Origin of the sequence: Rhodomicrobium sp. (genome assembly GCF_047605405.1) — a bacterium.
GTDB lineage: Bacteria > Pseudomonadota > Alphaproteobacteria > Rhizobiales > Rhodomicrobiaceae > Rhodomicrobium > Rhodomicrobium lacus.
The window spans coordinates 19,737-46,046 of record NZ_JASGFR010000026.1; the positions used below are offsets into that span (position 1 = coordinate 19,737).

General features: G+C 62.5%; 23 protein-coding genes and 1 other RNA gene. 11 read left to right on the top strand and 13 right to left on the bottom strand.

Features of this window, described 5'->3' with window-relative positions:
• Window positions 1–5: 5 nt before the first annotated feature.
• The 9 genes from mraY to rnpB all read right to left on the bottom strand — a co-directional run bounded on the left by mraY (window position 6) and on the right by rnpB (window position 10,712).
• On the bottom strand, window positions 6–1,091 hold the full coding sequence (gene mraY / locus QM659_RS11410; protein WP_127078608.1) for a phospho-N-acetylmuramoyl-pentapeptide-transferase: 1,086 nt from the start codon (window positions 1,089–1,091) through the stop codon (window positions 6–8).
• 203 nt (window positions 1,092–1,294) lie between these two features.
• Window positions 1,295–2,728: a UDP-N-acetylmuramoylalanyl-D-glutamyl-2,6-diaminopimelate--D-alanyl-D-alanine ligase gene (locus QM659_RS11415; protein WP_415188516.1), complete on the bottom strand. Its 1,434-nt coding sequence runs from the start codon at window positions 2,726–2,728 to the stop codon at window positions 1,295–1,297.
• Window positions 2,721–4,181: a UDP-N-acetylmuramoyl-L-alanyl-D-glutamate--2,6-diaminopimelate ligase gene (locus tag QM659_RS11420; protein WP_415188517.1), complete on the bottom strand. Its 1,461-nt coding sequence runs from the start codon at window positions 4,179–4,181 to the stop codon at window positions 2,721–2,723. The genes QM659_RS11415 and QM659_RS11420 overlap by 8 nt, the downstream gene beginning before the upstream one ends.
• Complete coding sequence (locus tag QM659_RS11425) at window positions 4,108–5,991, bottom strand: peptidoglycan D,D-transpeptidase FtsI family protein (RefSeq protein WP_415188518.1); 1,884 nt, start codon at window positions 5,989–5,991, stop codon at window positions 4,108–4,110. Before QM659_RS11425 ends, QM659_RS11420 begins: the two co-directional genes overlap by 74 nt.
• 4 nt (window positions 5,992–5,995) lie before the next feature.
• Window positions 5,996–6,388: a hypothetical protein gene (locus tag QM659_RS11430; protein ID WP_415188519.1), complete on the bottom strand. Its 393-nt coding sequence runs from the start codon at window positions 6,386–6,388 to the stop codon at window positions 5,996–5,998.
• A 123-nt stretch (window positions 6,389–6,511) separates the two neighbouring features.
• Window positions 6,512–7,396, bottom strand: coding sequence for a B12-binding domain-containing protein (locus tag QM659_RS11435; RefSeq protein ID WP_415188520.1), 885 nt, complete (start codon window positions 7,394–7,396; stop codon window positions 6,512–6,514).
• Between the two features lie 122 nt (window positions 7,397–7,518).
• On the bottom strand, window positions 7,519–8,772 hold the full coding sequence (locus QM659_RS11440; RefSeq protein ID WP_415188521.1) for a Coenzyme F420 hydrogenase/dehydrogenase, beta subunit C-terminal domain: 1,254 nt from the start codon (window positions 8,770–8,772) through the stop codon (window positions 7,519–7,521).
• A 177-nt stretch (window positions 8,773–8,949) separates the two neighbouring features.
• Entirely contained in the window at window positions 8,950–9,945 is a 996-nt protein-coding gene (locus QM659_RS11445) for a S1 family peptidase (RefSeq protein WP_415188522.1), read from the bottom strand.
• A 293-nt stretch (window positions 9,946–10,238) separates the two neighbouring features.
• An RNA gene (gene rnpB / locus QM659_RS11450) (RNase P RNA component class A) lies at window positions 10,239–10,712 on the bottom strand.
• 213 nt (window positions 10,713–10,925) lie between these two features.
• On the opposite strand from rnpB, the gene QM659_RS11455 reads away from it, so the two are divergent.
• Complete coding sequence (locus tag QM659_RS11455; RefSeq protein ID WP_415188523.1) at window positions 10,926–12,710, top strand: B12-binding domain-containing radical SAM protein; 1,785 nt, start codon at window positions 10,926–10,928, stop codon at window positions 12,708–12,710.
• 94 nt (window positions 12,711–12,804) lie between these two features.
• On the opposite strand, the gene QM659_RS11460 is transcribed toward QM659_RS11455, so the two are convergent.
• Window positions 12,805–13,014, bottom strand: a complete 210-nt coding sequence (locus QM659_RS11460; protein WP_415188524.1) for a hypothetical protein — start codon at window positions 13,012–13,014, stop codon at window positions 12,805–12,807.
• Window positions 13,015–13,259: 245 nt separating this feature from the next.
• Here QM659_RS11460 and QM659_RS11465 point away from each other — a divergent pair, with 245 nt between their 5' ends.
• Window positions 13,260–14,042 carry a metal-dependent hydrolase gene (locus QM659_RS11465; protein WP_415188525.1) on the top strand — a complete coding sequence of 261 codons (783 nt, stop codon included), beginning with the start codon at window positions 13,260–13,262 and terminating at the stop codon, window positions 14,040–14,042.
• 3 nt (window positions 14,043–14,045) lie between these two features.
• Here the strand turns inward: QM659_RS11465 and QM659_RS11470 are convergent, their stop codons facing one another.
• Window positions 14,046–14,933 (bottom strand): methyltransferase domain-containing protein, encoded by an 888-nt coding sequence (locus QM659_RS11470; RefSeq protein WP_415188526.1) that lies wholly within the window; start codon window positions 14,931–14,933, stop codon window positions 14,046–14,048.
• Window positions 14,934–14,989: 56 nt separating this feature from the next.
• Between QM659_RS11470 and QM659_RS11475 the strand changes: the two genes are divergently transcribed.
• The 4 genes from QM659_RS11475 (at window position 14,990) to QM659_RS11490 (ending at window position 17,545) form a co-directional block, all read left to right on the top strand.
• Complete coding sequence (locus tag QM659_RS11475; protein ID WP_415188527.1) at window positions 14,990–15,775, top strand: ComF family protein; 786 nt, start codon at window positions 14,990–14,992, stop codon at window positions 15,773–15,775.
• Window positions 15,776–15,850: 75 nt separating this feature from the next.
• Window positions 15,851–16,105: a glutaredoxin 3 gene (gene grxC / locus QM659_RS11480; RefSeq protein WP_415188528.1), complete on the top strand. Its 255-nt coding sequence runs from the start codon at window positions 15,851–15,853 to the stop codon at window positions 16,103–16,105.
• A 37-nt stretch (window positions 16,106–16,142) separates the two neighbouring features.
• Window positions 16,143–17,015, top strand: a complete 873-nt coding sequence (locus tag QM659_RS11485) for a carbon-nitrogen hydrolase family protein (RefSeq protein ID WP_127078585.1) — start codon at window positions 16,143–16,145, stop codon at window positions 17,013–17,015.
• An 11-nt stretch (window positions 17,016–17,026) separates the two neighbouring features.
• Window positions 17,027–17,545, top strand: a complete 519-nt coding sequence (locus QM659_RS11490) for a prolyl-tRNA synthetase associated domain-containing protein (protein ID WP_415188529.1) — start codon at window positions 17,027–17,029, stop codon at window positions 17,543–17,545.
• A 468-nt stretch (window positions 17,546–18,013) separates the two neighbouring features.
• Here QM659_RS11490 and QM659_RS11495 read toward each other — a convergent pair whose 3' ends face one another.
• Together QM659_RS11495 and ubiG are read right to left on the bottom strand one after the other, a co-directional pair.
• Window positions 18,014–18,484: a GNAT family N-acetyltransferase gene (locus QM659_RS11495; RefSeq protein ID WP_415188530.1), complete on the bottom strand. Its 471-nt coding sequence runs from the start codon at window positions 18,482–18,484 to the stop codon at window positions 18,014–18,016.
• Complete coding sequence (gene ubiG, locus QM659_RS11500; protein ID WP_415188531.1) at window positions 18,481–19,239, bottom strand: bifunctional 2-polyprenyl-6-hydroxyphenol methylase/3-demethylubiquinol 3-O-methyltransferase UbiG; 759 nt, start codon at window positions 19,237–19,239, stop codon at window positions 18,481–18,483. The genes QM659_RS11495 and ubiG overlap by 4 nt, the downstream gene beginning before the upstream one ends.
• An 84-nt stretch (window positions 19,240–19,323) precedes the next feature.
• Here ubiG and QM659_RS11505 point away from each other — a divergent pair, with 84 nt between their 5' ends.
• The 5 genes from QM659_RS11505 to QM659_RS11525 all read left to right on the top strand — a co-directional run bounded on the left by QM659_RS11505 (window position 19,324) and on the right by QM659_RS11525 (window position 26,303).
• Entirely contained in the window at window positions 19,324–20,580 is a 1,257-nt protein-coding gene (locus QM659_RS11505; protein ID WP_415188532.1) for an aspartate kinase, read from the top strand.
• Window positions 20,581–20,663: 83 nt separating this feature from the next.
• Window positions 20,664–22,916 carry a phosphoenolpyruvate--protein phosphotransferase gene (gene ptsP / locus QM659_RS11510; protein WP_415188533.1) on the top strand — a complete coding sequence of 751 codons (2,253 nt, stop codon included), beginning with the start codon at window positions 20,664–20,666 and terminating at the stop codon, window positions 22,914–22,916.
• A gap of 259 nt (window positions 22,917–23,175) precedes the next feature.
• On the top strand, window positions 23,176–24,261 hold the full coding sequence (prfA, locus tag QM659_RS11515) for a peptide chain release factor 1 (protein WP_415188534.1): 1,086 nt from the start codon (window positions 23,176–23,178) through the stop codon (window positions 24,259–24,261).
• 24 nt (window positions 24,262–24,285) lie between these two features.
• Window positions 24,286–25,206, top strand: coding sequence for a peptide chain release factor N(5)-glutamine methyltransferase (prmC, locus tag QM659_RS11520; RefSeq protein ID WP_415188535.1), 921 nt, complete (start codon window positions 24,286–24,288; stop codon window positions 25,204–25,206).
• Window positions 25,207–25,502: 296 nt separating this feature from the next.
• Window positions 25,503–26,303, top strand: coding sequence for a DUF4167 domain-containing protein (locus QM659_RS11525; RefSeq protein ID WP_415188536.1), 801 nt, complete (start codon window positions 25,503–25,505; stop codon window positions 26,301–26,303).
• Window positions 26,304–26,310: the final 7 nt, after the last annotated feature.

Genomic DNA, 26,310 nt, shown 5'->3' on the forward strand with positions numbered 1-26,310 from the left:
GTGCGTTACCTCAGCTTCAGCGTGGCCAGCCCGACAAGGGCGAGGATCACGGCGATGATCCAGAAACGCACGACGACGGTCGGTTCGGCCCAGCCCTTCTGCTCGAAATGGTGATGCAGCGGCGCCATTCTGAAGACGCGTTTGCCCGTCAGCTTGTAGGAGAGCACCTGCACGATCACGGACGCCGTTTCGAGCACGAACAATCCGCCGACGATGGCGAGCACGATCTCATGCTTCACGGCCACCGCGATGGAGCCGAGCAGACCGCCGAGCGCCAGCGATCCGGTGTCGCCCATGAAAATCATGGCCGGCGGCGCGTTGAACCACAGGAAGCCGAGCCCCGCGCCGAGCAGCGCGCCGCACACGACCGCGAGTTCGCCCGCGCCCGGCACGAAATGGATCTGCAGATATTCGGAAAAGATGCGGTTGCCGACGAGATAGGCGATCAGCCCGAAGGTGGCCGCCGCGATCATCACCGGCACGATGGCGAGGCCATCGAGGCCATCGGTCAGGTTCACCGCGTTGCCCGCGCCCGTGATCACGAAGACGCCGAGGACCACGAACAGCACCGGGCCAAGCTGGATGACGACGTCCTTGAAGAACGGCACGGTGAGGCTCGTCGAGATCGATGGAGCGGTGGCAACCATGATCGCGTAAGTTGCGACAGCTGCGATCAAGAGTTCGAGCGACAGTCGAAATCGCCCGGAAAACCCGGACGTATTGCGCTTCGTCACCTTCAGATAGTCGTCGTAGAAGCCGATCAGGCCGTAGGACAGGGTGACGGCGAGCACGATCCACACGTAAGGATTATATGGATTTGCCCATAAAAGCGTCGCGACGCACAGCCCCAGCAGGATCATAAGGCCGCCCATGGTCGGCGTGCCCTTCTTCGAGAAATGCGACTTGGGACCGTCCTCGCGGATCGGCTGGCCCTTGCCCTGCCTGACGCGCAGCGAGTTGATAAGCGACGGCCCGAGGAGAAACACGATGAGCATCGCCGTCACGACAGCGCCGGCCGTCCGGAAGGTGATGTACCGGAACAGATTGAAGACAGGCGCCTGGTTGCTCAGTTCGGCCAGCAGATAAAGCATGCAAATGTCCAACCTGGGAATGTGCCCGCCAGCGCGGCGAGTCGTCCCGCTTCAAGTTTTGCGCTCGGCTCTTGCCGCTCCGGTCCATCCGGGTCGGGGCCGATCCGTGGCGCCGCGCGATCATGCGATCAGGCGCCGTGTTTCGTGTCCATTCGGCGGGCTCCGCATCCGATGTCGCCGCCGAAGTGTGAGCCTCCGCCCGGCTAGCCGTTCGAGGATGCGAAACGCGTCCTGAGGGCTTCCGCGATCGGTCCCATACGGCTGCCAAGCGATCCCTTGATCATCACGGCATCGCCTCCGCGCACGGCATCGAGAACCGCCTCGCGAAGATCCTCCGAGACGCTGGCCCATCCGCCGCGCTTTCCCGCGGGCAGATTTTCATGCAGGTTTGCCATCAAAGGACCGGCGCAGAAAACGAGATCGATGCCATTCGAGTCAACGGCGCTTGCAAGAGAGGCGTGAAATTGTGGCGCGTCGTGGCCCAGCTCCAACATATCTCCGAGCACGGCGATGCGCCGCCTGTAGCGCGTGGGCGAAACCTGACCCAGTACGTCGAGGGCGGCCCGCATCGAAGCGGGATTGGCGTTGTAGCTTTCATCGATGACGAGCAGCGCGCCCTGTGGCGTCTCGAAACTGGCGCTTCTGCCGCGCCCTTCGGGAACCTCAAAGCGGGCAAGCGAGGCTGACGCGGCTTCGACATCTCCACCCAGAAGCGACACGCCCGCGAGCGCCGCGACGGCGTTCTGCGCGAGGTGTCGTCCGGGTGCGGCGAGCGCGAACGTGACGGGCTGATCGAAAATGTCGGCCGTGACCACGGACCCTTCCTCCGTGCGCTCGAAGCTCACGAGGCGCGCTTCCGCTTTCGGGCTCTGCCCGAACGGCACGACGCGCGCACTCTTCTCGCGGGCGAACGCCGCCAAGCTTTCAAAATGCGGATTGTCGGCAGGCAGGATAGCCGCTCCGCCTTGCTCCAGGCCTTCGAAGATTTCGGCCTTCGCGCGCGCGATCTCGGCTTCGGATGCGAAAAACTCGATGTGGACCGGCGCAACCCAGGTGACGATGGCCACGTTCGGTCGCACGAGCTTCGTAAGCGGCACGATCTCGCCCGCGTGGTTCATGCCGATCTCGAACACGCCGAAGCGCGAGGATGCGGGCATGCGAGCGAGCGACAACGGCACCCCCATGAAATTGTTGTAGGATTTTACCGACGCATGCGTGGGGCCGCTCTCGGCCAGCATCGCGCGCAGCATCTCCTTCGTGGTCGTCTTGCCGACGCTGCCGGTCACGGCTGCGATGCGCGCATCTGTGCGGGCGCGCGCGACGCGGCCCAGTTCTTCAAGCGCCGTGAACGGGTCGTTCACGCGGAAAAGCGGCTCGTCGGGCGCCAAGGGCACCTGCGGCGCGTAGTCGCGAGAGACGAGCGCCCCCGCCGCGCCGTTATCGAAGGCCGCAGTGATGAAGCGATGCCCGTCGGAGCGTTCACCCTTGATCGCGACGAACAGGTCGCCGCGTTCGACGGTGCGGCTGTCGATGCTGATGCCCGAGACGGCGACATCGGCGGCGGGCGGCGTTATGTCGAGCGCGCGCGCGATCTCTGCGCCCGTCCAAAGCGGTTCGGTGGCTGTCTGCTCAGCCATGGCTTGCTCTCCGTTCGCCGATATGCGCGAGCGCGGCGGCGACCGCCTCGTGATCGGAATAGGGAATGACCTTTGCGCCGACGATCTGCCCCGTTTCGTGGCCCTTGCCCGCGACGAGCAGCACGTCGCCCCGTTCAAGATTACCGATGGCCGTGGCGATCGCGTCCGCGCGTCCGTCGATCTCGGTCGCGCCCGGTGCGGCGGCCATGATCGCAGCGCGGATCGCTGCGGGTTCTTCGCTGCGCGGGTTATCGTCGGTGACATAAACCACATCGGCGTTGGCGGTCGCCGCGCGGCCCATCTCGGGGCGCTTGCCCCGGTCGCGGTCGCCGCCGCAGCCGAACACCACGTGCAGCCGCCCCGTCACGTAAGGGCGGAGCGCTTCCAGGGCCTTCACCAGCGCGTCTGGCGTGTGGGCATAGTCCACGAATATCGGCGCGCCTTCGGCCGTCTCGCCGACATAGTCGAGCCGCCCCTTGGCGCCGCGCAGCGTTTCCAGCGCCTCGAAGACGCCGCCCGGCGAACTGCCGAGCCCGAGCGCGAGCCCCGCCGACACCAGCGCGTTCGACACCTGAAACGCACCTGCCAGCGGCAGCAGCACGGTGAAGAGGCGCCCGCGATAGATGATTGAAAGCCGCTGGCGGAAACCGTCGCGCTCGACGCCCTTCAGGCAAAGCGCCGCGCCGTGTTCGCCCACGGTCATCACGTCGAGCTTCCTTGCCCGCGCCGCGCCCACGACGTCGTCCGCGTGATCGCCGTCCGCGTCGATGACTGCGGGAGCACCGGGGGGCAGGAGGTTGCGGAAGAGGCGCATCTTCGCGTTGAAATAGTCTTCGAAGGATGGGTGATAGTCTAGGTGATCGCGGGTGATATTCGTGAACGCGCCGGCCGAGAAGCGCACGCCGTCCAGCCGGTGCTGGTCGAGGCCGTGGCTCGATGCTTCGAGCGCGAGATGCGTCACGCCCTCGTTCGCGAGATCCGCCAGCGCCTTGTGCAGGACGACAGGATCGGGCGTCGTATGCGACAGGGGCCGCTCGCCCGCATTGGTGATGATGCCGATGGTGCCGAGGCTGGCCGCATCGTGGCCCGCCGTCGCCCATATCTGCCGAAGGAAGGCCGCGACAGATGTCTTGCCGTTCGTGCCTGTAACGGCGGCTATCGTGTCGGGCTGGAAGCGGTAGAAGCGCGCGGCGAAAAGCGCGAGCGCCTGTCTCGGCTCGGCGGCGCGAAGGACCGGCACGGTCAGCCCGTCGGCATTCGCCGTCTCGCCCGCAAGCACGGCCACGGCGCCGGCTGCTTCCGCCGCCTTCGCGTAAGCCATGCCGTCCGCCTTCGTCCCCGAAAGCGCCGCGAACAGCATGCCCGGCCTGACCTGGCGGCTATCGGCGGTAAGACCAGAAATCTCGAGGGTCGCCGCTGTACTGGTATCCGCCGCCAGACCGCGGGCCGCCACGCTCGTCACGGTATCCGTATGCGGGAGGCTGCCGCGGCTGGGAGTAAGCGGAATATCCTTGATCAGATCCGCCAGTTTCATAACGATTCTTCCGGTATGGCGCGCGGCGCGCGTCGTAGGGCGCCGGCTGTTCATAGGAGGTCGCGGCCGCTTCGTCAAACCGGGGAGTGGGCAGAATGTCGAGCATGGGAGCGATGCGCTTGATGATGGCTCCGGCTGTGGGAGCGGCATTTTGCGACGACTCGTTGCTCCTGCTTCCCGCTTCCGCGTGAGGCTCGTCGATCGTGATCATGACGAGATATCGAGGCTGGTCGATCGGAACCGCCGCCACGAAGCTGTTGATAACGTCCGAGGAATAGCGCCCCTCTTTCACCTTGAGCGCCGTTCCCGTCTTCCCTCCCACACCCAGACCCTGAACGGCAGCCTTGCGCCCGGTGCCCCGTTCCACCACGGCGCGCATGAGATCGCGCATCGTGGCGCTCGTCTCAGGCGATATCACGCGCTGCGGCTCGTCATTCGCGTTCTTTTCCGAAATCAGGAACGTCGGCTTCACCCGTTCGCCGCCGTTCACGAGAGAAGCCATCGCGGACGCAAACAGGAGCGGCGGCACAGCGATGCCATGGCCGTACGCCACCGTTGCCACGTTCACGGGCCGCCACATCTTCGGGAAAACCGGCGTCGGCGACGATCCCGCCTCCGTATCCAGCTTGTCGAACAGGCCGAGCGACTTCAGGAACGCCTGCTGCCTCTCTCCGCCGACCGCCAGCGCGATGCGTGCGGAGCCCGTGTTGGACGAGTGGATGAAAATGTCCTCCACCGAGTAGGTGCGGCGGCTTGCATGCGGGTCGCGCATGGTGAAGCGGCCGAGCTTGAAAGGCGTCGCGTCGAAAATCTCGTAGCGGGTCGCGACGCCCTGATCGAGCGCCATCGCGATGGTCAGGGACTTGAACACCGAGCCGAGTTCGTAAACATCGGTCACGACGCGGTTTTGCCGGTTCTGTCCGGCGGCCTGCTCGCGGCGGTTGGGGTCGAAGTCGGGCAGCGACGCCGACGCAACCACCTCGCCATTTCGTACGTCGAGCACGATGCCCATGGCCGCCTGGGCATTGTAACGCTCCATGGCCTTTGATAGCTCGTCGGTCAGGGCATGCTGCACGCCAAGATCAAGCGAGAGCTTCACAATGGGACGTTCGGCGAGCGAGGTCGGGGTCAGCTGCGTGCCCAGCTTTTGGTCGATGTACCATTCGACGCCGCTCCGCCCCTCGTTATCGACATTCGTGATACCGAGAATGTGAGCCGCGACGTTTCCGGCGGGATAGACGCGCTGCACGGTCGGCATGAGTGAAAGCGCAGGGATGCCGAGCGCGTGCGCGGCTTCGGCCTGCTTGGGCGTCAGCCCGCGCTTGACGTATTCGAAGCGGCTGTTCTTGTCGCGGAACTTGCGAGCGAGCGCGCCCTGGTCGAGATCCGGGAACAGTGCGACGATCTTTTCGGCGGCGTCGTCCGGGTTCACGATCTGGCTCGGGTTCGCCACCAGCCAGTAAACGCGGATGTCGGTCGCGAGCAGCCTGCCATTTCGGTCGACGATATCGGGGCGACCTTTCGCGAGCGCGACGGGCGCCGATTGCGAGGACAGCGAAGGCATCTCGCTGGGCGTCATGCCGTAGCGCGTTATCTGCACGGAGAGCGCCAGAAAACCAGCCGCGAAGCACGCTGCCAGCAGCCGTTGCGCCTGCCGCGCGTTCTGCGCGGCACGCTCCGCGCTTTCAGCGCCGCCAATCCTGCGGCACAGCGAGGCCAGCGTCACCATGGGCTTAACGCTCTCCCGAGACCGCCGACTGAAGCGAGGTTTTTTCGATAAGAGCCGCGATACCATCCTTGCGAACCGGCGTGGCGAAGGATGAGGACGGCTGCACGCTTGCGCCGGTACCGGTAACTGTGCCGGTGACAGCGCTCCATGCCACGAGCTGCTGCGAGGAGATCGGTTCGAGCTTGAGCGTCTTCTTCGCCATCTCCTCGATGCGTTCCGGGCGCGAAAGATAGCTCACTTCCGCGCGCATGAGGGCGAGAAAATCGCTCTCGTCCTGAAGGGCGGTAATAAGTTCGCGCGCATCGGTTTCGAGCGCGCGCGTCTTGATCTTCAGGTCGTATGTGTAGGCGAACAATCCTACGAGGCAGCCGAAGGCGAGAAGACAAAGTGAACGCATAACGGTGATCCCTGCGCGAGCGTAGCCTGATAGTGCACGGGGGCCGTAAATTTTTCGTACAAGGAAGGTTAACAAGCTGCTTTCGTGGACGGGAGACGGGCGGGCCTGAGGCGGGCGCGCAGGTCAGGCGACCGAGTAGGCCCGGCGCGTCAGCGACTGGTCCAGCAGCTTCTGCGCGAGAAGCACTGCCGTTGCCGCGCTGTCCGCCGCGCCGTCCGCGCCCACGGTCTTTGCGTGATGCGGCGCGTCCTTGAACGCAGCACCGCCGACCATGATGGTGATCGAGGGGTTGCAGGAGTGCTGGCGGATCGCCTTGATGGTGTCTTCGATGACGTCCAGACGCGAGTCGCAACTGAGAGAAATGCCCGCGACGGCGAACCATTCCGCGTGAACGGCCTTGATGACGGTTTCGAGCGATGCGCCCGCCTCGGAGCGGACATGCCATCCCGCCGCGCGCATGAACTTCTCGACAACCGCGAGGCCGAAGCGATGCTGCTCGCCGGGCGCCGTAAGCGTGACGACGCGGCGCATGTCGCCCATGGCCGGGATGCTGTGCGTGTCGTTGAACACCGCGAGCAGTTCCTGAAGACGTGCGACGCCGAGCGTCACATCGAGGAAGTCGCAGCGGTCTTCGTCCCACATGCGGCCGAGATGGCGCGCGGCAGGTTCGAGAAGTTCCGTGAAGAGCACATGGAGAGAGAGGCCACGCCGCTTCACGCGCTGCATGTAGGTGTGCGCGGCCTGCATGTCCGGTCCGAGCACGAGAAGCGCAAGTTCCTCGATTTCCGCATGCGTCGGCGCGAACGGCTCGCAGGCACAGGGCTTGAGCACTTCATGATGGATCTGAATGAGCCGGGGAATGATTTCCTGGGCAATTACGGACGCCAGACGCTTCTGGCGTTCCTGTGCATCGGAAATGGAAGCTGAGGGGTGTTTGGAACGGGAGGCACCAGAGAGATTACCCGACGGGAAAAAAGCAGAACCAGCAATTCGCTCTACATTCCTCATGAACCGTTCCCCTCCACCCGACAGTTTTTGGTGACGGTGAAATCACATTTTAGTGATTACACGATCGTGAAAGCTTTTCGAGACAGAAACGTCATTTGCGACAATAAGTCTAGCCATCAATTTTACAGATCGCCAGTCATATGTCGCCTCGACGAGACTCTCTCGCTCAAGCTTGGAGTAAGTCCGTAACGCTCGACAAGCGTCCAGACATGCTCGGGCACCATGTTGTGAATGCGTTTCGGCAGTTTCGCGCGAAGATGAAGCACAGTCTCGACCGCTTTCATCTCGACGCGTGCGCGGGCGAATTCGAGTCCGCGCGGGCCGACCTTCGGCATGAGCCAGCCGGCTATCGGGCGTGCCCAGTTCGGCATGCTGCGCATCGGCAGTCCGCCCGCCGCAAGTTCCGTGTTCTTGAGAAAGCCTTTCACCGGGCCTTCGCGCTTGCCGGCCGTGCCCGGCTCCGAAAGCGAAACCTCGTCTCCGAGAAGTCTCAGCAATTCCTCGCCCGTCTCGTTGCGCACGATGAGCCATTGCTGGCCTTGCCCGGCCATGTATCCGACCGTGATGTCGGCGAGCGAATTCGTGTAATCGACGCACGTCCGGCAGGTCAGCGGGAAGAAATCGGCGGGAAGCTTCGAGATCGGCAGCATGAGGAACGGAATTTCCTTCACCCTGCCGTTTTGGAAACGCAGTTCGACATGGTAATCAGCCCGAAATTCCAGATAGGTAATTGTTTCCGGTTTATCGGACAGCAGGTTTAAGAATTTGTGAAAATTCTCGGTCGTCGTGTTGTCCGAACACGGCGTGCCGATGGCATAGACGCGCTCGAAGCCGAGGTCGCGCTCGATCCCGCGCAGCGCGTAGATCTGGCATGGCACGCCGATGACCGCGATGCGTTTGTGGCCCGCTTCTCGCGCCGGTTCGAGCAGCGCGAGCAGCGGCGCGTATCCCATGCGCATGCCGCGCGCCCTCGCCATGTCGGCGGCGCGGGTGATGAGCGCGGGCTTCGGACGCCAGCGGTCGGCGTCGTCCGCGACCATGGTCAGCACCGCATCGACCGCGCCGCTTTCGAGCAGGCGCTCGCCGATGCGGGTGGTGATGCCGGTCCATTGCGCCCCCTCGCGCGGGCGCTTCATCGCGGCGCGGACCATGCGCTTGTAGGGGCCGAAAAACCGCTCGTCCTCGCGAAGCGGATTGCGCGCGCGGCCATGAGCATGCGCTTCCATCTTCGCATAATCCGGCTTGATGAACTGGCAGGCGCGCCCGCAGCGGCGGGGATCGGAAGAGCGCGAGACGCCGCAATCGGTGCAGAGATCGCGCGGCAACGCTTCGGCCACTTCGGGCGACCAGACGCTTGGCGTTTCGGCCTCTATCATCGATCAAGCCTGCTTATGCTGGTGAGGGCGTCACGAATAATCGCCCTGCCTTGAGATGTCGAGGGAAATTGCGCCGCATGGCGTTTAGGCGCGCGGCATTACGAGCTTGGCAGGCTTTGGCAGAGTTTCCATCTCGTATCTCGTTACACGATGGGCTGCCGACGAGCGCACGGCCTCTTATGAAAGGAACGGTCTCACAAACTGGTGAATAGAGCTAGAGGGGATTGCAGCGTTAGCTTTACTCACACCCCCCTCGTGGGCGGTTTCAAAAGCGTTAACGACCATGCCAACGCACAAACCGGCTTCGTCGAGAACCGGTCCGCCACTGTTTCCCGGCGCTACAAAATTCGAAATGATAAGGCGCTCCTCGCTGTCATAATAACTTTTAACAACGGCGTTTAGTTCGCCACTGTGTGCCAACAGATAGGGTGCATCGGTGGTGGCGATTCGAGGGTAGCCCAGAGTTATAGTTCGAGACAGTACTTGGGCTATTCCTAGGGGGTATATCGGGATTGGTAACCCGCAAATTTCAACGGGCATTATCGCCAAATCACGTTTGGGGTGCAGGTGCCAAGCAGAATCAATTGGCCTATAAGTCCGAGGTGCTGCACCATCAAATTCTACGAATTCTATCCCCTTGTCATGGTCAACATTATGTCTTGCTGTCACGATCGCCTGCTTCTTAGTGCGAGTATTAGCTACCAGGAAGCCGGTGCCTGTGTAGCAGTCGCTATCTTTTTTAACGAAAATAGCAGGAACGCTCTGTCGATATTTTTGTGCTACGTGCGCAGGCCCTAGCAAAACATTGTCGATGAGATCAAGCTCGAAAAATAACGAAATTCTTTCCTTGTTCCAACGGTAGCGCGCATATATATTCGCCCCCAAGAGGCCGCTATCGGACACAAGTAGCCACTGAATGAGTTTATGGAGCATATAGTCCATGATCTGAATGCTAACTCCATTTGCAGCTCCACAGGAAATTGTTAATTGAAGAAGATCTGGTCCAGAAAAATGGCCCATTTCGAGTAAGGTCTTTCTTTCTCTAAAATTGGGAAGCTTTGAAAGCTCCTTGTTTATCAAAAGACAATACGCATTTTCTTGAATAGCAACTTTCAATAAATCGATTAGCGCAAACAGTTCTTTAGGATTGTTGCGCGCGATTGTGTCGCTCATTGTTCCGATCATAATTACACCAAAAATATCTTCTCGGTTAATTTTAGAGACACGAGTATTGCACTTCAACAAAAAACAATAGCTGGCCTAGATGCCGATTTGGTGCCGGCCGACCGCCTAGCGGCCCGTGTGTTATCGAGAACTGATGAGCGTAAGCTAAACCCCGTTCGGCCGCTGGCGCTTGCAGTTTGGAGAGGAGTTCTTCCCGAACTGTCCGCCAATTCGCAGTATGGCGAAATACGGAACCAGCACAAGGCATGGCCTCGATAACCGATTCCGCGCCGTCGAGAAAAAATGCCAGTCGGCCTGTAAGCCGGGTTCTGTGCCGGCGGATTGCTCCGCCGCGATGGCCATTCATCTGGGACGCGCGTTGCCGCGCGCCTCAAGCAACCAACCCGGACGGCGATGCGGAAACGCATTCCGCCGCGAGCCGAAGCCCGCGAGCCGTGCCGTCCCTATTCGGTTTTGCTCCCGGCGGGGTTTACCTTGCCGCGCCTGTTGCCAGCCGCGCGGTGCGCTCTTACCGCACCCTTTCACCCTTGCTGCATCGAAAGCCCAATCCTGAAGCCGAACGGCCTCAAGCTGCGCAGAAGCGCGATGGGCACAGGATGCAGCGGTTTGCTTTCTGTGGCACTGTCCCTGGGGTTGCCCCCGCCGGACGTTATCCGGCGCCGTGTTTCCGTGGAGCCCGGACTTTCCTCCATTCACGCACTCACGACCTTTCGGCCCATAAGGAGCGCGCGAACAGCGGCCATCCGGCCAACTGGCCCTTTACCTATTGGGGTGAACGGCTGCGGCGTCAAGAGCGATGATGGCAATCACCTGCGTCATGACAACCGCGGGGCATGCAATTCCCAAGGTTGCTGCGTCAGGTTGTGTAAAATACTGTTAACAAGCCATAAGTGCGCCTTGTATGCCAGACGTCCTGTCTCTAGAAGGGCAGAATATCCGAATTCCTCTTTTATGAGCGTAGGACGGGCATGGACGGAACTTCTGGCGAAATCTTTCACCTGATCCTGATCAAGCCCACGCATTACGACGATGACGGCTACCCGATCCAGTGGCTGCGCTCCGCCATCCCGTCGAATACGCTAGCCTGCCTCAACGGCATCGCGGAAGACTGCAAGGCACGCGCGGTGCTCGGAGACGATGTCGAGCTTTCCATCGCGACTTACGACGAGACCAACCGGCGCGTGCGGCCGGACGCCATCATCAGCTCGATAAAGCCCGGCGAGAAGGCGCTTGTCGCCATCGTCGGCGTGCAGACGAACCAGTTTCCCCGCGCGGTCGATCTCGCGATGATATTCCGCAAGGCGGGCCTGCCGGTCGCCATCGGCGGCTTCCATGTCTCGGGATGTGTTGCGATGCTGCCGGAGCTGCCCGCCGACATCCGCGCGGCGCAACAGCACGGCATCAGCCTTTTCGCGGGTGAGGCGGAGGACGGGCGCTTCGACATCGTGCTGCGCGACGCTTACGAAGGCGCGCTGCAACCGCTTTACAATTTCATGTCCGACCTGCCGGACATGACGCATCAGCCGCATCCCATGCTGCCGCGCGAGCATGTGCGGCGGACGCTCGGCGTCACGTCCAGCTTCGACCTCGGCCGCGGCTGCCCCTATCAGTGCTCCTTCTGTACGATCATCAACGTGCAGGGCCGCAAGAGCCGCTTCCGTTCGCCGGACGACCTCGAAGCCATCATCCGCGAGAACCACGCCCAGGGCATCCATCGCTTTTTCATCACCGACGACAATTTTGCGCGCAATCGCAACTGGGAAGCCCTGTTCGACCGCGTCATCGCGCTTCGGGAGCGCGAGCGCATCAAGGTGAAGTTCACGATCCAGGTCGACACGCTCTGCCACCAGATCCCGGGATTCGTGGAAAAGGCCAGCAAGGCGGGCGTGTCCCGCGTCTTCATCGGCCTCGAAAACATCAACCCGGACAGTCTGCTCGGCGCGAAAAAGCGACAGAACAAGATCACCGATTACCGCGCGATGCTTCAGGCGTGGAAGAAGCGCGGTGTCGTCACCTATGCGGGCTATATCATCGGTTTCCCGAACGACACGCCGGAGACGGTCGCGCGCGATATCGAGATCATCAAGCGTGAATTGCCCGTCGATGTGCTCGAATTCTTCATGCTGACGCCGCTTCCCGGCTCCGAGGACCATCAGACGCTCTATCGCAACGGCGTCTGGATGGACCCGGACATGAACAAGTACGACATCAACCACGCCGTCACCCATCACCCGCGCATGACACTGGCGGAGTGGGAAGAGACCTACCGGGCCGCGTGGCGCTCGTTCTACTCGCCGGAGCACATGAAAACCGTGATGCGCCGGGCCGTCGTCTGCGGCATGAAGCCGGGCAAGGTCATGGTCATGATGTACTGGTTCTTCTTCTCGATCCGGTACGAGGGCGTGCATCCGCTGGAAAGCGGTTATCTCCGCCTGAAATACCGCCGCGACCGGCGCCCCTCGCTGCCGCGTGAAAGCTGGCTGACATTCTACCCGCGCTACCTGTACGAAACCGTTCGCAAGCATCTGCTGATGGGCTACTGGATCGCGCGCATGGACTTCTGGCGGCAGCAGATCCTGCGCGATGCGAACCGGAATGCCTATTTCGACCTTGCCCTTCAGACCGATGTGCCGGACGAACTCGCCAGCCTCGAAATGTTCCAGACGACACGCGGGGGCGCAGAGGCCGTCACCAAGCGACGCGGCGAGGACGCGGCGCGCGAGGCAATCAAGGCGCGCGCCGCCGCCGAGTAATGTCCGCGGTGCCGTAAATCGGACGCGGCATGCCTTTGCAGGCTCTTATTGTCGATCAGCGTCCCATACGGATGCAAATGTCGGAATCGGACCACTAGCGACCCCAGCCATTCGAAGAGCCGGAACGTTGGCCGTTGGACGAGCCCGAACCGTAGAGATTACGGTTCGGGTCGATCCAACCTTCGCGCCCAGTGTACGGGTTGATATTCCCTTTGGTGCTGAAATTGTCGTTGAGATTATTGTTCGGCCTCGTCTGGTAATGCGGCTCGACGTAGGTGCCGTCATTGCGAGTGTAACCTCGCACGTACGTATCTGCGGCGAAGGCTGCGGATGAGACCGAAAGGGCAATAAGGCTTGTGAGTAAATGGCGCATATCTGAAAAACCGAGGCAATAAAAACCAGACAAGTTTCTTTACCCATTTTTGAATCTAAATGCAAGCCTTGCCTTTCCACGACGCCCTCGTTCACGCCGATCTGAGCGGACAACGCCGCTGCTCCACCCATCCGGGCGCGCCGAATCAGTTAATCTTCTGCAAACGGAGGGCACAAATGGCGAACTTCAACACGCATCTCGCCGTGGCGGCGGTCGGCAGCGGGCTTTGCGCAACGGTCGCGCTGGCGGGAAACGCAGCGCCGAACAACTACCTCCTGACGCTGACCCTCGCGGGCACCATCGGCGGCATCCTTCCCGACATCGACCTCGAAAAGGCAATCCCTTCGCGCATCCTGTTCTCGGCGCTCGGCGTGATCGCAGCTTTCATCGCGCTGTTCTCGCTCGAAAAGCACTATTCCATCGCGGAACTCTGGATCGTCTGGCTCGGCGTGTACGCCGTCGTGCGGTACGGCGTTTACTGGATTTTCCACGCCCGCACGCGCCACCGCGGCATTTTCCATTCGCTGCTCGCGGGCGGCTTCTTCATGGTGCTGACGGCGGTGATCTTCGCCCGCATTTTCGGCGAACCGGCCGCGCTCGCGTGGCTCACCGGCCTTTTCGTGCTGCTCGGCTTCCTTATCCATCTCGTGCTCGACGAGCTTTATTCCGTCGATATCGAGGGTGCCCAGATCAAGAAGTCCTTCGGCACCGCGCTGAAGGTCGTGGATCGCAAATCGTGGCGCGCGTCGGCGATGATGGGTGTCGCTTTCGGCGCGGTGGTGGCGGGCGCTCCGCCCTCGCGGGAATTCGAGGACATCATGGCGCCGCCGACGGTGCTCACGTTCCTGAAGGAGCGGATGCTGCCGAAGGGGAACTGGTTCGGCATCGAACTGCCGAAATCAGTAGGGGCAGAGCCCGTCAAGACGGCGGCGGACCTGAAGACGTCGGTTGCCCCTTGACGCTCAGCGAAAGCCCTGTTCCTTCGCCTTGAGCGCGTCGGCGAGGCGCGCCGTGGCGGAGCCGGGCTTTGCGGGCTGCTGCTGGCTTTCGTGAGGCGACCAGCCGCACAGATAGATGATCTCGAAGGTGGCGCGGACGCGGCCATCGACGCCCGCGAAACGCTCGGCGTAGATCGCGGCGGCGCGAAACAGCGTGTCGCGTCGCATGAAACGCCGGGAGCGTGCCGCGAGAGGGTTCGCCGCGCCCATCGCCTTCAGGTCGCGCATGAGCGCAAGCGCATCGGCATAGGTCACCGTCAGTTGCTCGGAATCGGCAACCGGCAGCGCGAAGCCCGCGCGCTGGAGAAGTCCGCCCATGTCGAGCAAGTCGGCGGTCGGGAAGACGCGGGGCGACACGCCTCCCGCCGTCTCCGATTCCGCCTGCATGAATGCCTGACGCAATTCGATCAGCGTGTCGCCGCCCAGCAGCGCCGCGAGGAACAGGCCGTCCGGGCGGAGTGCGCGGCGGATCTGGATCAGCGCTCCGGGTAAATCGTTCGCGAAATGCAGCGACAGCGCCGAGGTGACGAGGTCGAACGCGCCTTGCTTCAGCGGCAGCGCCTCTGCATCCGCGACCGCTGCGGGCTTCGGGCAGGCTTCAGCGAGCGACAGCGTCGGCGCAAGAGAAAGGGGCGTTGTGCCGGGGAAGCGCGCGGCAAGCGTGCGGGCCACGACGCCGTGATGAGCGCCGACATCCGCCACGCGCGAGAATTCCCGCCTTATCCCGCCGAGCCGGTCCGCAAGTTCCTCCGCCGCGTGCCGGATGAGGAAATCCGTCGCGGGAAGCGTGCCGCTTGCGCGGGCCAGCGCGCGGCGAATCTGGTTCCGGTCGAAAATTCCGGGACTGGTCAATGCGTTCGTCCGGGATTACTGTCGATTTCAGACAAATTCATTCTTTCCTGCATGCGATGTTTGAGCCCGTTGCCCGTTTCGCCGCCGAAAGCCTGCGTTATTCGGCGGAACTCATTCTGCCTCCGGTCTGCGTATCATGCGCCGCACCGGTCACGCGGCACAACCTTCTTTGCGCGAAATGCTGGGGCGGCCTCGTTCCAATCACGGCGCCCTATTGCGGCAGGCTCGGCATCCCTCTTCCCGGCTATGATGGCAGCGGGCCGCATCTCTCGGTTCAAGGTTTGGCAGATCCGCCGATTTTCGACCGCGCACGAGCGGCCTGCGTTTACGGCGGCGTGATTCGAAAACTCGTCGTGCGGTTCAAGTTCGAGGATCGGCACGAGCCGCTGCCCCTGTTTCTCCGCTTGATGCGCGATGCGGGGCGCGACCTGCTGGCCGACGCGGACATCATCGTGCCCGTTCCGCTGCACCGGTTCCGACTCCTGCAACGCCGCTTCAATCAGTCAGCGCTGCTCGCGCAGGGACTGTCGCGCGCGTCAGGCGTTCCGGCTTCGGTCATGGCGCTGAAGCGGACGAAGCGGACCAAAGCGCAGGTCGGCCTTCAGCATGACGCGCGCCGCGCGAACGTCGCGGAAGCGTTCGCCATCAGCGCGGACCGGCGGTGCGCCGTAGCGGGAAAACGCGTGCTGCTCGTGGACGATGTCATTACGACCGGAGCGACCGCAAATGCTTGCGCGGCGGCGCTTCTCGCGGCGGGGGCGCGGGCAGTCGACGTTCTCGCCGTGGCACTTGTCTGGCGAGGTGCTCCCGCTTTCCTTGACGAAGGCGAAGATGTGCTTTAGCTCACGCTCCCGGCTCTGGACCAGCGGCGCTTTGCACACCATCTGCTTGCGGGTCTGAACGCCAGGAAACACATCATGCAGCCAGTGACTATCTACACCACGCCGTCCTGTCCCTATTGCCGCCGCGCCAAGGCCCTTCTTACTCGCAAGGGCGTAACCTTCGAAGAAATCGACGTGTCGGATCGTGCGAAGCGCGCCGAAATGTCGGACATCGTCGGCGGCCGCACCTCGGTTCCCCAGATCTTCATCGGATCGCGACATATTGGCGGATGTGACGACCTTCATGCCTTGGATGCGAAAGGCGAACTTGATCCTCTGCTGCAAAGCTGAGCAAAATAGACTGACATTTTAAGGAGCAGGCAAGAGCATGGCCGAAAGAGATCCGTTTCGAGTGGGCCTCGTCCAGATGCGGACGGGGAAAGACGTTCGAGATAATCTTCTGGAGGCGGAAGCGCTGATACGCGATGCGGCACGCAAGGGCGCGCATTATATCCAGACGCCGGAAAATACGCTTCTGATGGAGGTGGACGCGCCTCACCTCCTCGCAAAGATCGCTCCCGAGGCCGAAACGGAAGGCGTGGCGCACTTCGCCCACCTGGCGAAGACGTTGCGTGTGTGGCTTCACATCGGTTCCATCGCGGTGAAGATCGGCGACGACAAGGCGGCGAATCGCGCGTTTCTGTTCACGCCGAACGGCGATATCGTGCTTCGCTACGACAAGATCCACATGTTCGACGTGGATCTGCCGAGCGGCGAGACATACCGCGAGTCCGCCACCTTCATCCCCGGCGCCCGCGCTTATGTTGCGCAGCTTCCGTGGGGCGCGCTCGGCGTCGCCACCTGCTACGACATCCGTTTCCCCGAGCAGTTCAAGGCGCTGGCCCAGGCGGGCGCGAAATTTCTCACCGCGCCGTCGGCCTTTACGAAAGTCACGGGCGAGAAGCACTGGCATACGCTTCTTCGCGCTCGGGCCATCGAAAACGGCTGCTTCGTTTTCGCTGCCGCGCAGGCTGGCCGTCACGCGAATGGACGCACGACCTTCGGGCATAGCCTGATCATTTCGCCCTGGGGGGAAATCATCGCCGAGGGCGACACCGATCCGGGCGTGATCGTCGCAGACATCGATCCGGCGGAAGTGGACAGCGTGCGAGCCCGCATTCCGGCGCTCGACCACGCGCGCGACTTCGAGGTCAGCGTGGTGCAGATGCCGAAGGGCGCCACACTTCAGGCGATCGGCTGACGCGCGTCTGCATGAATGACTGGCGCGCCTTCTTTGGTCTTCTCGCGTCGCTCGGCATTGCGTCCGAGACCGTGGAGCACGAGGAAGTGCACACGGCGCAGGGGCTTGCGGACCGAGACGTGTCGCGCTGGGAGTTTCCGGTCAAGAATATCGTGGTCGAGGACAAGGCAAAGCAGCTTTACCTCGTCACCATGCATCTGCTTACGCCGCCGCTCGATCTGAAGGCGCTTGCGAAACAGCTCGGCGCAAACGGGCGCTTTTCCTTCGCCTCGCCCGAAACGATGGGGGCGGCTTTGAAAGTGCTGCCGGGAAGCGTCACACCTTTCGCGCTGGTGAACGATACGGAGCGGCGCGTCCTGCCGATTTTCGATGACCGCATGCGCGTGGCGAGAACGGTCAGCGCTCATCCGCTCGTCAATACCATGACGACGACGATCGCGATGGACGACCTGATGCGGCTCCTTCGCATAAACGGGCACGAGCCGCGTTGGTGTGAACTTCCTCTGAAGGCTCCGCCGGAGGAATCCTGAGTTCGCGCCAGTCGGCCTCGGAGACGCTTTTCGTGACGGTTAACGCGGGTTCGGCGACGGGCGCTTCGGGCGCCGCAGCGTCGCCCTTGATGAAGTCATACCCGCAATTCACGCAGACGCGGTTCGGCACGGGCAACGCGGCCCTGACGCCATGCTCGGCGTGCATCGCATAGGCCGAGACATCGCAGCGCGGGCAGCGGAAGGCGAAAAGGAAGACGACGTGAATGATTGCCGCGATCCAGAGCAGGAAGAAAAGCGTCAGAACGTCGATCACCGACGCATATGACATCAGGAGAGCGCCGAGAAAAAGCACCGCCGGAAGCGCCAGTACCACCCTGAAGAACCGGACCCGGACCAAGCTCGTCTCCATCGGTCAATTCGGATACAGCTTTAGCAGAAACCGGTTTCTCTTTTGGTCTTGGACACGGAAGGCTTTGCGCACGCATGTTTATGCTGCGTTCACCTCCGCTACCGCAGCTTCACCTTGTAACGAATGAACGGGTCGCGGGGCACGATCTTGTCGTAAAGCGCGCGGGCGGCTTCGTTCGCCTCATGCGTGTGCCAGGTGACGCGCGGCCAGCCCTCCACGCGCCCCTTGTGGATCAGCGCTTCGATGAGCGCGCGGCCGACGCCCTGCCCGCGCGCGTCGTCCGCCACGAACAGGTCTTCCATATAGCAAACGGGTTGCGGTCCGAGCGTGTGCGCGTGCAGCACGTAATTCGCGAAGCCGACAAGTTGACCAGCGGTGAAAAAGCCGAGGCGCGTTTCCGCGACGAGCGCATGCACCGGCTCGCGCGGCTCCAGGATGCGCCGCCAGAGCGCGTCGGTCACATCGGGCGGAACCGCAACGCCATAGAACGCGAGATAGTCCTGCCACAGCCTGCGCCATCCGGCCTCGTCGCCGGGGACGGGCGCGCGGATGCGGCAGGGAAGCGTCAAACGGCCTCGCCGGACATGAGGTAGTTCATCGACAGGTCCGTGTCGGAGAGCGTCCACGAGCCCGACAGCGGCTTGTAAATCATGCCCGCGCGCCGAGTGGCCGCGAAGCCCGCGTCCGACAGCGCGCCCGCCAGTTCGTCCGGCTTGATGAACTTTTTCCAGTCGTGTGTGCCGGGTGGAACGAGCCCAAGGATGCGTTCTGCGGCGAACACCGCAAGGCCGTAGGATTTCGACGTGCGGTTCAGCGTGGACAGCACGATCAGCCCGCCGGGCTTCGCGAGGCTGCGGCAGGTCTTCAGGAAGGACTGCGGGTCAGCGACATGTTCGATCACCTCCGAGGCGACGACGACATCGAATGTGAGCCCTTCGCGCGCCAGATCCTCGGCGGTAGCGTTGCGGTACGTCACGGGAACGCCCAGCTTGGCCGCGTGCGCGCGGGCGACGCCGACGGACTCCTCTACCGGGTCGATTCCTGTTACAGTGCCGCCCAGCCTGGCCAGCGGCTCCGACAGGATGCCGCCGCCGCAGCCGATATCGACAACGTCAAGCCCCTGAAGCGGGCGAAATTCATGAGGCTGGCTCTTTCGCCAGCGCTTGACTTCCGCCACGATAAATGCGAGCCGCGCAGGATTGAAAGCATGCAAACCGCTGAATTTGCCGCGTTCGTCCCACCACTCCTTCGCGAGACTCTCGAAATGCCGCAACTCTGTCTCGTCCAGAGACGGACTCTGCCGTGTTTCTGCCTCAATCCCCATCAATGGCGTTCCTGATCTCCTGCGGCGCGAAATCTGCATACGGTCGCACCGTTATCTTCACTCTCGCACCATATAGCCAGTCCCATGCTGCTCGTCATGAAATTTGGCGGAACTTCCGTCGCAGACATCGCCCGCATCAGAAATTCGGCGCTCCACGTCAAGCGTGAGGTCGAAGCGGGAAATCGCGTCGCTGTCGTGGTTTCCGCCATGGCGGGCCACACGAACCGTCTCGTCGGATGGTGCAAGGAGGCTCACGAGCTGTACGACCTGCGCGAGTATGACGCCGTCGTGTCATCGGGCGAGCAGATCACGGCGGGGTTGATGGCGATCATTCTCCAGTCCATCGGGGTCAGGGCGCGATCCTGGCAGGGCTGGCAGATCCCGCTTGTCACGGACGATTCGCACAGCGTCGCGCGCATCGATCGCGTCGAAACGTCTGACCTGCTCGCGAGCGTCGAAGGCGGAGAAGTTGCCATCGTGGCGGGCTTCCAGGGCATTGCCCCTTCCGGACGCATAACCACCCTCGGGCGCGGCGGTTCCGACACGAGCGCCGTTGCGCTGGCGGCCGCTCTCAAGGCCGAGCGTTGCGACATCTACACGGACGTCGATGGGGTGTATACAACAGATCCGCGCATTGTGCCCGCCGCCCGCAGGCTCCCCCGCATTTCGTATGAGGAGATGCTGGAAATGGCGTCTCTGGGCGCGAAAGTGCTCCAGACGCGCTCTGTCGAGCTTGCAATGGCTCAAGGCGTGCGTGTACAAGTTCGTTCTAGCTTCGATAACCCTGAATCATGCGAACCCGCTCGCTCCGGAATATCCGAAAAGTGCGGGACGCTCGTTTGCGACGAAACGGAAATGCTGGAACATCACGTTGTCAGTGGCATTGCTTACGCGAAAGACGAGGCAAAGGTTACGGTCCTGAGCATCGAGGACAAGCCGGGCGTTGCCGCGAGCATTTTCGTGCCGTTGTCGGAAGCGAACATCAACGTCGACATGATCGTGCAGAACATTTCCGAGGATGGCCGGAAAACCGACCTCACCTTCACCGTGGCGGCATCGGAATTGCCGCGCGCTCTCCAGGTGCTGCGCGATAATCAGGATACGATCCGCTATCGCGACCTTCGCGGCGACACGGATATGGTGAAGGTGTCGGTCATCGGCGTCGGCATGCGCAGCCACGCAGGCGTGGCCGCAGAGATGTTTCAGGCCCTCGCCAAGAAGGGCATCAACATCCAGGCGATCTCGACGTCCGAAATCAAGATCAGCGTGCTCATCGGCGCGGCGCATACCGAGGAGGCGGTCAACACACTGCATAGCTTGTTCGGTCTGGACCGAACCTGAAACGACACGAACCGGAAATTCGGGCGCTCGCGTGGCAGGGGCGCCTTACCCTCGCAACCTAACAGGTTATTGGAACCAGGCAGATGCCCTGGACACAACGTCCACCATGGGTGCTGATCCGAAGCTTGCGGGCGATCATGGCGAGTGCGTCAGAGCCGCAAGCCAAGCTGGATAGCATCGTCAAAGTCATCGCCTCGAACATGATCGCCGAGGTGAGTTCGATCTATGTCCGCCTGCCGGACGAGTCGCTCGAGCTTTTCGCTACCGAGGGCTTGAAGAAAGAGGCTGTCCACGCGCTCCGCATGAACAAGGGCGAGGGTCTCGTCGGTCTGATCGCCGACTGGGGACAGCCCATCAATTTGCCCGACGCTCAGAAACACCCCTCGTTCTCCTACAAGCCTGAGACAGGCGAAGAGAACTACCACTCCTTCCTCGGCGTGCCGATCGTGCGCGAGCGGCGCACCATCGGCGTTCTCACCGTGCAGAACAAGATCGAGCGCCGCTATACGACGGAAGAGGTGGAGGCGCTCGAAACGACGGCCATGGTGCTAGCGGAACTCATCGGATCGGGCGCTTTTGCGGGCGCGGTATCCCACGCGCCGGGGCGGCGCGAAACGTCGGTCACGCTCAAGGGCACGCCGCTTGCGGATGGACTCGCGCTCGGCCACATCGCGCTGCACGAGCCGCGCCCCGTGGTGCTGAAGTTTTTCGCTGACAACATCCCTGCGGAACTGAAGCGCCTCGAAGACGCGCTCGAACGCCTCAAGGACGATATCAGGCGCCATCTCGAACACGAAGATTCGCCCCAGGACAGCGAGCATCAGGCCGTTCTCGAAGCCGTGCAGATGCTGGCGAACGACAAGGGCTGGGCGCGGCGCATGCGCGATGCCGTCATGGCCGGGCTCACCGCCGAGGCGGCTGTGGAGCGCGTTCAGCAGAACATGCGCACGCAGCTCATGAAGGTTGGGGACGACTTCTGGCGCGAGCGCAGCCACGACATCGACGACCTGTCGACAAGGCTTCTGCGGACGCTTCAGGGGCAGGAGACGCATGTCGAGCGCCTGCCGAACGACGCAATCCTCGTCGCCCGCAATATGGGCGCGGCCGAGCTTCTGAGCTACGATCCACGCAAGCTGCGCGGCCTCGTCATCGAGGAAGGCGGCGCGACCTCGCACGTGTCCATCGTGGCGCGCTCGTTCAATCTCGCGGTGCTCGTGCAGGTGCCGGACGTGCTGGCGATCGCCGATCATGGCGACCCGGCGATTCTCGATGCCGCGACCGGGCAGTTCCACGTTCGCCCGTCGCTCGAACTCATCCGCGCCTACGCCGACAAGGCGCGTTTTCGCGCGCGGCGGCAGGCCCGCTTCTCCAAGCTTCGCCATGTGCAGGCGATCACCAAGGACGGCGAGCGCGTTCTGCTCAACATGAATGCCGGGCTCACGGTGGATCTGCCGCATCTCTATCAAAGCGGCGCGGACGGCATCGGCCTGTACCGAACCGAACTTCAGTTCATGGTCGCGTCGCGCTTCCCGAAAATGGAGGAGCAGCGCAAGACCTATAACCGCATCCTCGACATGGCCGCCAGCCGCCGTGTCGTATTCCGCTCGCTCGACGTGGGCGGCGACAAGGTGCTGCCTTACCTTCGGCGCGTGAAGGAAGAGAACCCGGCGCTGGGCTGGCGCGCGATCCGCATGTCGCTCGACAGGCCCGCGCTGTTCCGGACGCAGGCCCGCGCCCTGATGCGCGCGGCGGCGGGACGCGAGCTTTCGCTGATGCTGCCTTTCATCGCCGACGTTTCCGAGCTTCTCGGCGCAAAGGCACTCATCGACAAGGAAGTCGAGCACGCGAAGCGGCACGGTCACGAATTGCCGTCGGAGATGCGCATCGGTGTGATGGTCGAAATCCCGGCCATTCTCTACCAGCTCGATCAGATCCTTCCGCTGGTGGACTTCATTTCGGTCGGCAGCAACGACCTTCTGCAATTCCTCTTTGCTGCGGATCGCGAAAACGAGCGCGTGGCCAGGCGATTCGATCCGCTGCACCCGTCAGCGCTCAAGGTGCTGCGCGAGATCGCGACGAAGGCCATAGCGCACAAGACCGACTTCGCACTGTGCGGCGAGATGGCGGGGCGGCCTGTCGATGCGATGGCGTTGATCGGGCTCGGCTTCCGCTCCATCTCCATGGCACCGGCATCGGTGGGGCCCATCAAGGCCATGGTTCTTTCCCTCGACACGCAGAAGCTGGCAGAGACCCTGAACGGTCTCGTCGACGGAAACTGCCCGACCATCCGGCGCGAACTGACCGAGTTTGCGCGGAAGGAAAACATTGATATCTAGAGAACGGATATGGGCTGCTGCGCACGCCCGGTGCAGTGAACTTGACATTTGATCGCGACAGGCTGCGGCGCTCCCATCAAATGTGAAATTCACTCCGCTTATTCAATTAGTTGCTTGTGCCCTTTGGGCGTGTACGCTTGATCGCGAGCTTGAGGCGACGGTAATCAAACGTATGCGCCCGGGCGCGAGCCGATCAGGCCAATAACAGTTTTCGTCGCGCCGGCCGTGGGGTTTGGTCGTGATGAACAGGGATCGATTCATGGCATCCATACCGAAAGAAAAACTGCAGCGGCTCGTCGGGCGCTGGGAAACCATCCAGGCACAGCTTTCGGAAGGCTGCGATCAGGAGACGTTCAAGAAGCTCTCAAAGGAATTTTCGGACCTCGATCCGCTCGTCGCGGCCATCAAGACGCTCGAAGCCGCTGAAGACGAGCGCGACAGCCTGCGCCAGATGATCGAAGATCCGGCCTCCGAGCCGGACATGGTGGAGCTTGCGCGCGAGGAACTGGAGGCGGCCGAGCCGCGCGTCGAAAAGCTGGAGCACGAGCTTCAGATCATGTTGCTGCCGAAGGACGCGGCGGACGAGAAAAGCGCCATCCTCGAAGTACGCGCGGGCACCGGCGGCGAGGAAGCCGCGCTGTTCGCGGCGGACCTGTTCCGCATGTACCAGCGCTATGCGGACCTCAAGGGCTGGAAAGTGAACGTGCTTTCGGTCAGCGATGCGGACGCCGGAGGCTACAAGGAAATCGTGGCGGGCATCAGCGGCAAGGGCGTGTTCGCGCGGATGAAGTTTGAGTCGGGCGTGCATCGCGTGCAGCGCGTGCCCGAAACGGAGAACCAGGGCCGCATCCACACTTCGGCGGCGACGGTGGCCGTGTTGCCGGAGGCGGAGGATATCGACATCGAAATCCGCGAGCAGGACATCCGCATCGACACGATGCGGGCAAGCGGCGCGGGCGGCCAGCACGTGAACACCACCGATTCGGCGGTTCGGATCACCCACCTTCCCACCGGCATCATCGTGACATCGAGCGAGAAATCCCAGCATCAGAACCGCGCGCGCGCCATGCAGGTGCTTCGCGCGCGCCTTTACGACATGGAGCGCACGAAGGCCGACGAAGCCCGCGCGGCGGAACGCAAGGATCAGATCGGCTCCGGCGACCGCTCGCAGCGTATCCGCACGTACAATTTTCCGCAGGGCCGCGTGACAGATCATCGCGTCAATGTGACGCTCTACAATCTGCCGCAGATCATGGAGGGCGACGGGCTTGACACGATCATCGATGCGCTGATCACGGAGCATCAGGCTGGCCAGCTTGCCGCGGAAACCGCGGCCCATGCCTGAGGCAACGGGCGCAGCGGAGCGCGGATGACGACGTTCGGGGAATTGGTGCGCTATCTCACCGAAAGGTTCAGGCAGGCCGGCATCGAGTCGGCGGCTCTCGATGCGCGTCTTCTCTCGGCGCATGCCGCCGGCTTCTCGCCGGAAGAGGCAGTCACCCGGCGCGACGAAGCGCTTCCGCACGCAGTGCTGGATCGGGCTATCGATGTCGCTCAACGGCGTTTCGCGGGCGAGCCGGTTTCACGCATCCTTGGCGTGCGCGAGTTCTGGGGCATGCCGTTCGAGCTGTCGCCGCATACGCTCGATCCACGTCCGGACACGGAAGTTCTCGTCGAGACCGCGTTGGCATGGGCGCGCGACCGGCATCGCGCGAACGCACCGCTTCGCATCCTCGACCTTGGGACCGGCACGGGCTGCATCCTCGCCGCGCTTCTGTCGGAGTTGCCGAACGCCATGGGAATCGGCATCGACCGCAGCGAAGGGGCGTTGCGAACGGCACGGAGGAATTTCGCGCGGCTCGGCTTCGCGTCCCGTTCCATTTTCCTGTGCGGAGATTGGGGCAGTGCCCTTGCCGATGCAACTTTTGACATCATTACGTGTAACCCTCCTTATATTGAAACAGCCGACATCGCGGGATTGAGCGCCGAGGTGCGGGATTTCGATCCCCCGCTTGCGCTGGACGGGGGGAAAGACGGGCTTAAGGCGTACCGGGATATTGTGCCGCAAGTTTCGCGCATTTTGCGCATGTCAGGAATCGTGATTTTCGAGACGGGTCATCGTCAGGCACGGTCGGTTAGAGACCTGCTGACGGAACTCGACGTCGGATTCCAAACGGAAATTTTTGCGGATCTGGCGGGGATCGAGCGAGCCGTTGCAGGAGTGAGACAGCCGTCTGACGACGCGATGCGCGGCAAAAAAAAGGTTGGAAATCCGATTGGATCGGGATAGGGTCAATGCAGAGGCGGCCTCGTCAACCCGCAGCGGTTGAGACACGACGAGGCGTAGGAACGTAGGCTACCAAAAAACTGATGCTATGACCGGGTGCTGATTTCAGGCATCGGCGGTATCCGTGGTTCACGTTTCTTACTGCGCAGAGCCTAGAAACATCTGCTTCTCAAGTTAGCGTTGCTTCGAACTGACAGGCAGGCTGGACTGAGATTTTTTACTGTTGCAGGCATTTACCGGCACCAACACGCCATGTCTGCATGAGGTGAGCTTTTGTGACCTTCGACAAGACAGGACCCATGAGGCAAGGACAGCAAAGCCGCAGAGGCCGCAATCGTGGCGGCCGCAAGCCACAGAATTCCATGAGCCGGAACTACGAATCGAGTGGTCCCGACGTCAAGATCCGTGGCACAGCGATGCATATCGCGGAGAAATATACGTCTCTTGCTCGCGACGCGATGTCTTCCGGCGATTCCGTGGCCGCCGAAAACTATCTTCAGCATGCCGAGCATTACAACCGCATCATCCTTGCCGCGCAGGCTCAGAATACCGGCGGCGAGCAGCCCCTCAACGGCGGGCGGTTCGGCGGACAGGATGCCTATTCGCGCGATTTCGACTCCGATGACGATGATGGCGACGGGGACGATTTTGCTCCCCAGCAACGCTTTCAGCCCGAGCGGAACGAGCGCGCCGAGCGGAACGAGCGCCCGGAACGCGCCGAACGGCCCGAGCGCGGCGAACGCCCGGATCGCGGCGAGCGCCCCGAGCGCGTCCCCTCCTACAATCAGCATCAGCAGCCGCAGCCCTATATCCCGCAGAACGCTTTCCCGCAGTTCCTGCAGCAGCCGGTGGTGCTTCCTCCGCAGCCCAGCAGCGCGGTTGACGGCGCACCGCAGCCGGTCAATGGCGTTTCGAACGGCGAGGCTTATAACGGCGCGCCGGAGGGCGACCGCCTGCCGCGCCGCCGCCGCCGCCGCCCGATCGGTGAAGCCGCTCCGGTGAAGACTTACACGGGCCGCAGCGGAACCGCCGCGCTGTCCAATGCCGCGCCTGCCGTGGCGGCGGTCATCGACCCCAAAACCGACGACTCCACGTCCTGACACGCCG

What these genes read in the sequence shown, in the direction of transcription:
- grxC (WP_415188528.1), top strand. Translation starts at nt 15,851, where the DNA reads ATGCAGCCAGTGACTATCTACACCACGCCGTCCTGTCCCTATTGCCGC.
- QM659_RS11435 (WP_415188520.1), bottom strand. Translation starts at nt 7,396, where the DNA reads ATGAGGAATGTAGAGCGAATTGCTGGTTCTGCTTTTTTCCCGTCGGGT.
- QM659_RS11425 (WP_415188518.1), bottom strand. Translation starts at nt 5,991, where the DNA reads ATGGTGACGCTGGCCTCGCTGTGCCGCAGGATTGGCGGCGCTGAAAGC.
- prfA (WP_415188534.1), top strand. Translation starts at nt 23,176, where the DNA reads ATGGCATCCATACCGAAAGAAAAACTGCAGCGGCTCGTCGGGCGCTGG.
- ubiG (WP_415188531.1), bottom strand. Translation starts at nt 19,239, where the DNA reads ATGGGGATTGAGGCAGAAACACGGCAGAGTCCGTCTCTGGACGAGACA.
- QM659_RS11475 (WP_415188527.1), top strand. Translation starts at nt 14,990, where the DNA reads ATGTTTGAGCCCGTTGCCCGTTTCGCCGCCGAAAGCCTGCGTTATTCG.
- QM659_RS11525 (WP_415188536.1), top strand. Translation starts at nt 25,503, where the DNA reads ATGAGGCAAGGACAGCAAAGCCGCAGAGGCCGCAATCGTGGCGGCCGC.
- QM659_RS11440 (WP_415188521.1), bottom strand. Translation starts at nt 8,772, where the DNA reads ATGATAGAGGCCGAAACGCCAAGCGTCTGGTCGCCCGAAGTGGCCGAA.
- QM659_RS11445 (WP_415188522.1), bottom strand. Translation starts at nt 9,945, where the DNA reads ATGAGCGACACAATCGCGCGCAACAATCCTAAAGAACTGTTTGCGCTA.
- QM659_RS11455 (WP_415188523.1), top strand. Translation starts at nt 10,926, where the DNA reads ATGGACGGAACTTCTGGCGAAATCTTTCACCTGATCCTGATCAAGCCC.
- ptsP (WP_415188533.1), top strand. Translation starts at nt 20,664, where the DNA reads ATGCCCTGGACACAACGTCCACCATGGGTGCTGATCCGAAGCTTGCGG.
- prmC (WP_415188535.1), top strand. Translation starts at nt 24,286, where the DNA reads ATGACGACGTTCGGGGAATTGGTGCGCTATCTCACCGAAAGGTTCAGG.
- QM659_RS11505 (WP_415188532.1), top strand. Translation starts at nt 19,324, where the DNA reads ATGCTGCTCGTCATGAAATTTGGCGGAACTTCCGTCGCAGACATCGCC.
- QM659_RS11485 (WP_127078585.1), top strand. Translation starts at nt 16,143, where the DNA reads ATGGCCGAAAGAGATCCGTTTCGAGTGGGCCTCGTCCAGATGCGGACG.
- QM659_RS11465 (WP_415188525.1), top strand. Translation starts at nt 13,260, where the DNA reads ATGGCGAACTTCAACACGCATCTCGCCGTGGCGGCGGTCGGCAGCGGG.
- QM659_RS11490 (WP_415188529.1), top strand. Translation starts at nt 17,027, where the DNA reads ATGAATGACTGGCGCGCCTTCTTTGGTCTTCTCGCGTCGCTCGGCATT.
- QM659_RS11415 (WP_415188516.1), bottom strand. Translation starts at nt 2,728, where the DNA reads ATGGCTGAGCAGACAGCCACCGAACCGCTTTGGACGGGCGCAGAGATC.
- QM659_RS11430 (WP_415188519.1), bottom strand. Translation starts at nt 6,388, where the DNA reads ATGCGTTCACTTTGTCTTCTCGCCTTCGGCTGCCTCGTAGGATTGTTC.
- mraY (WP_127078608.1), bottom strand. Translation starts at nt 1,091, where the DNA reads ATGCTTTATCTGCTGGCCGAACTGAGCAACCAGGCGCCTGTCTTCAAT.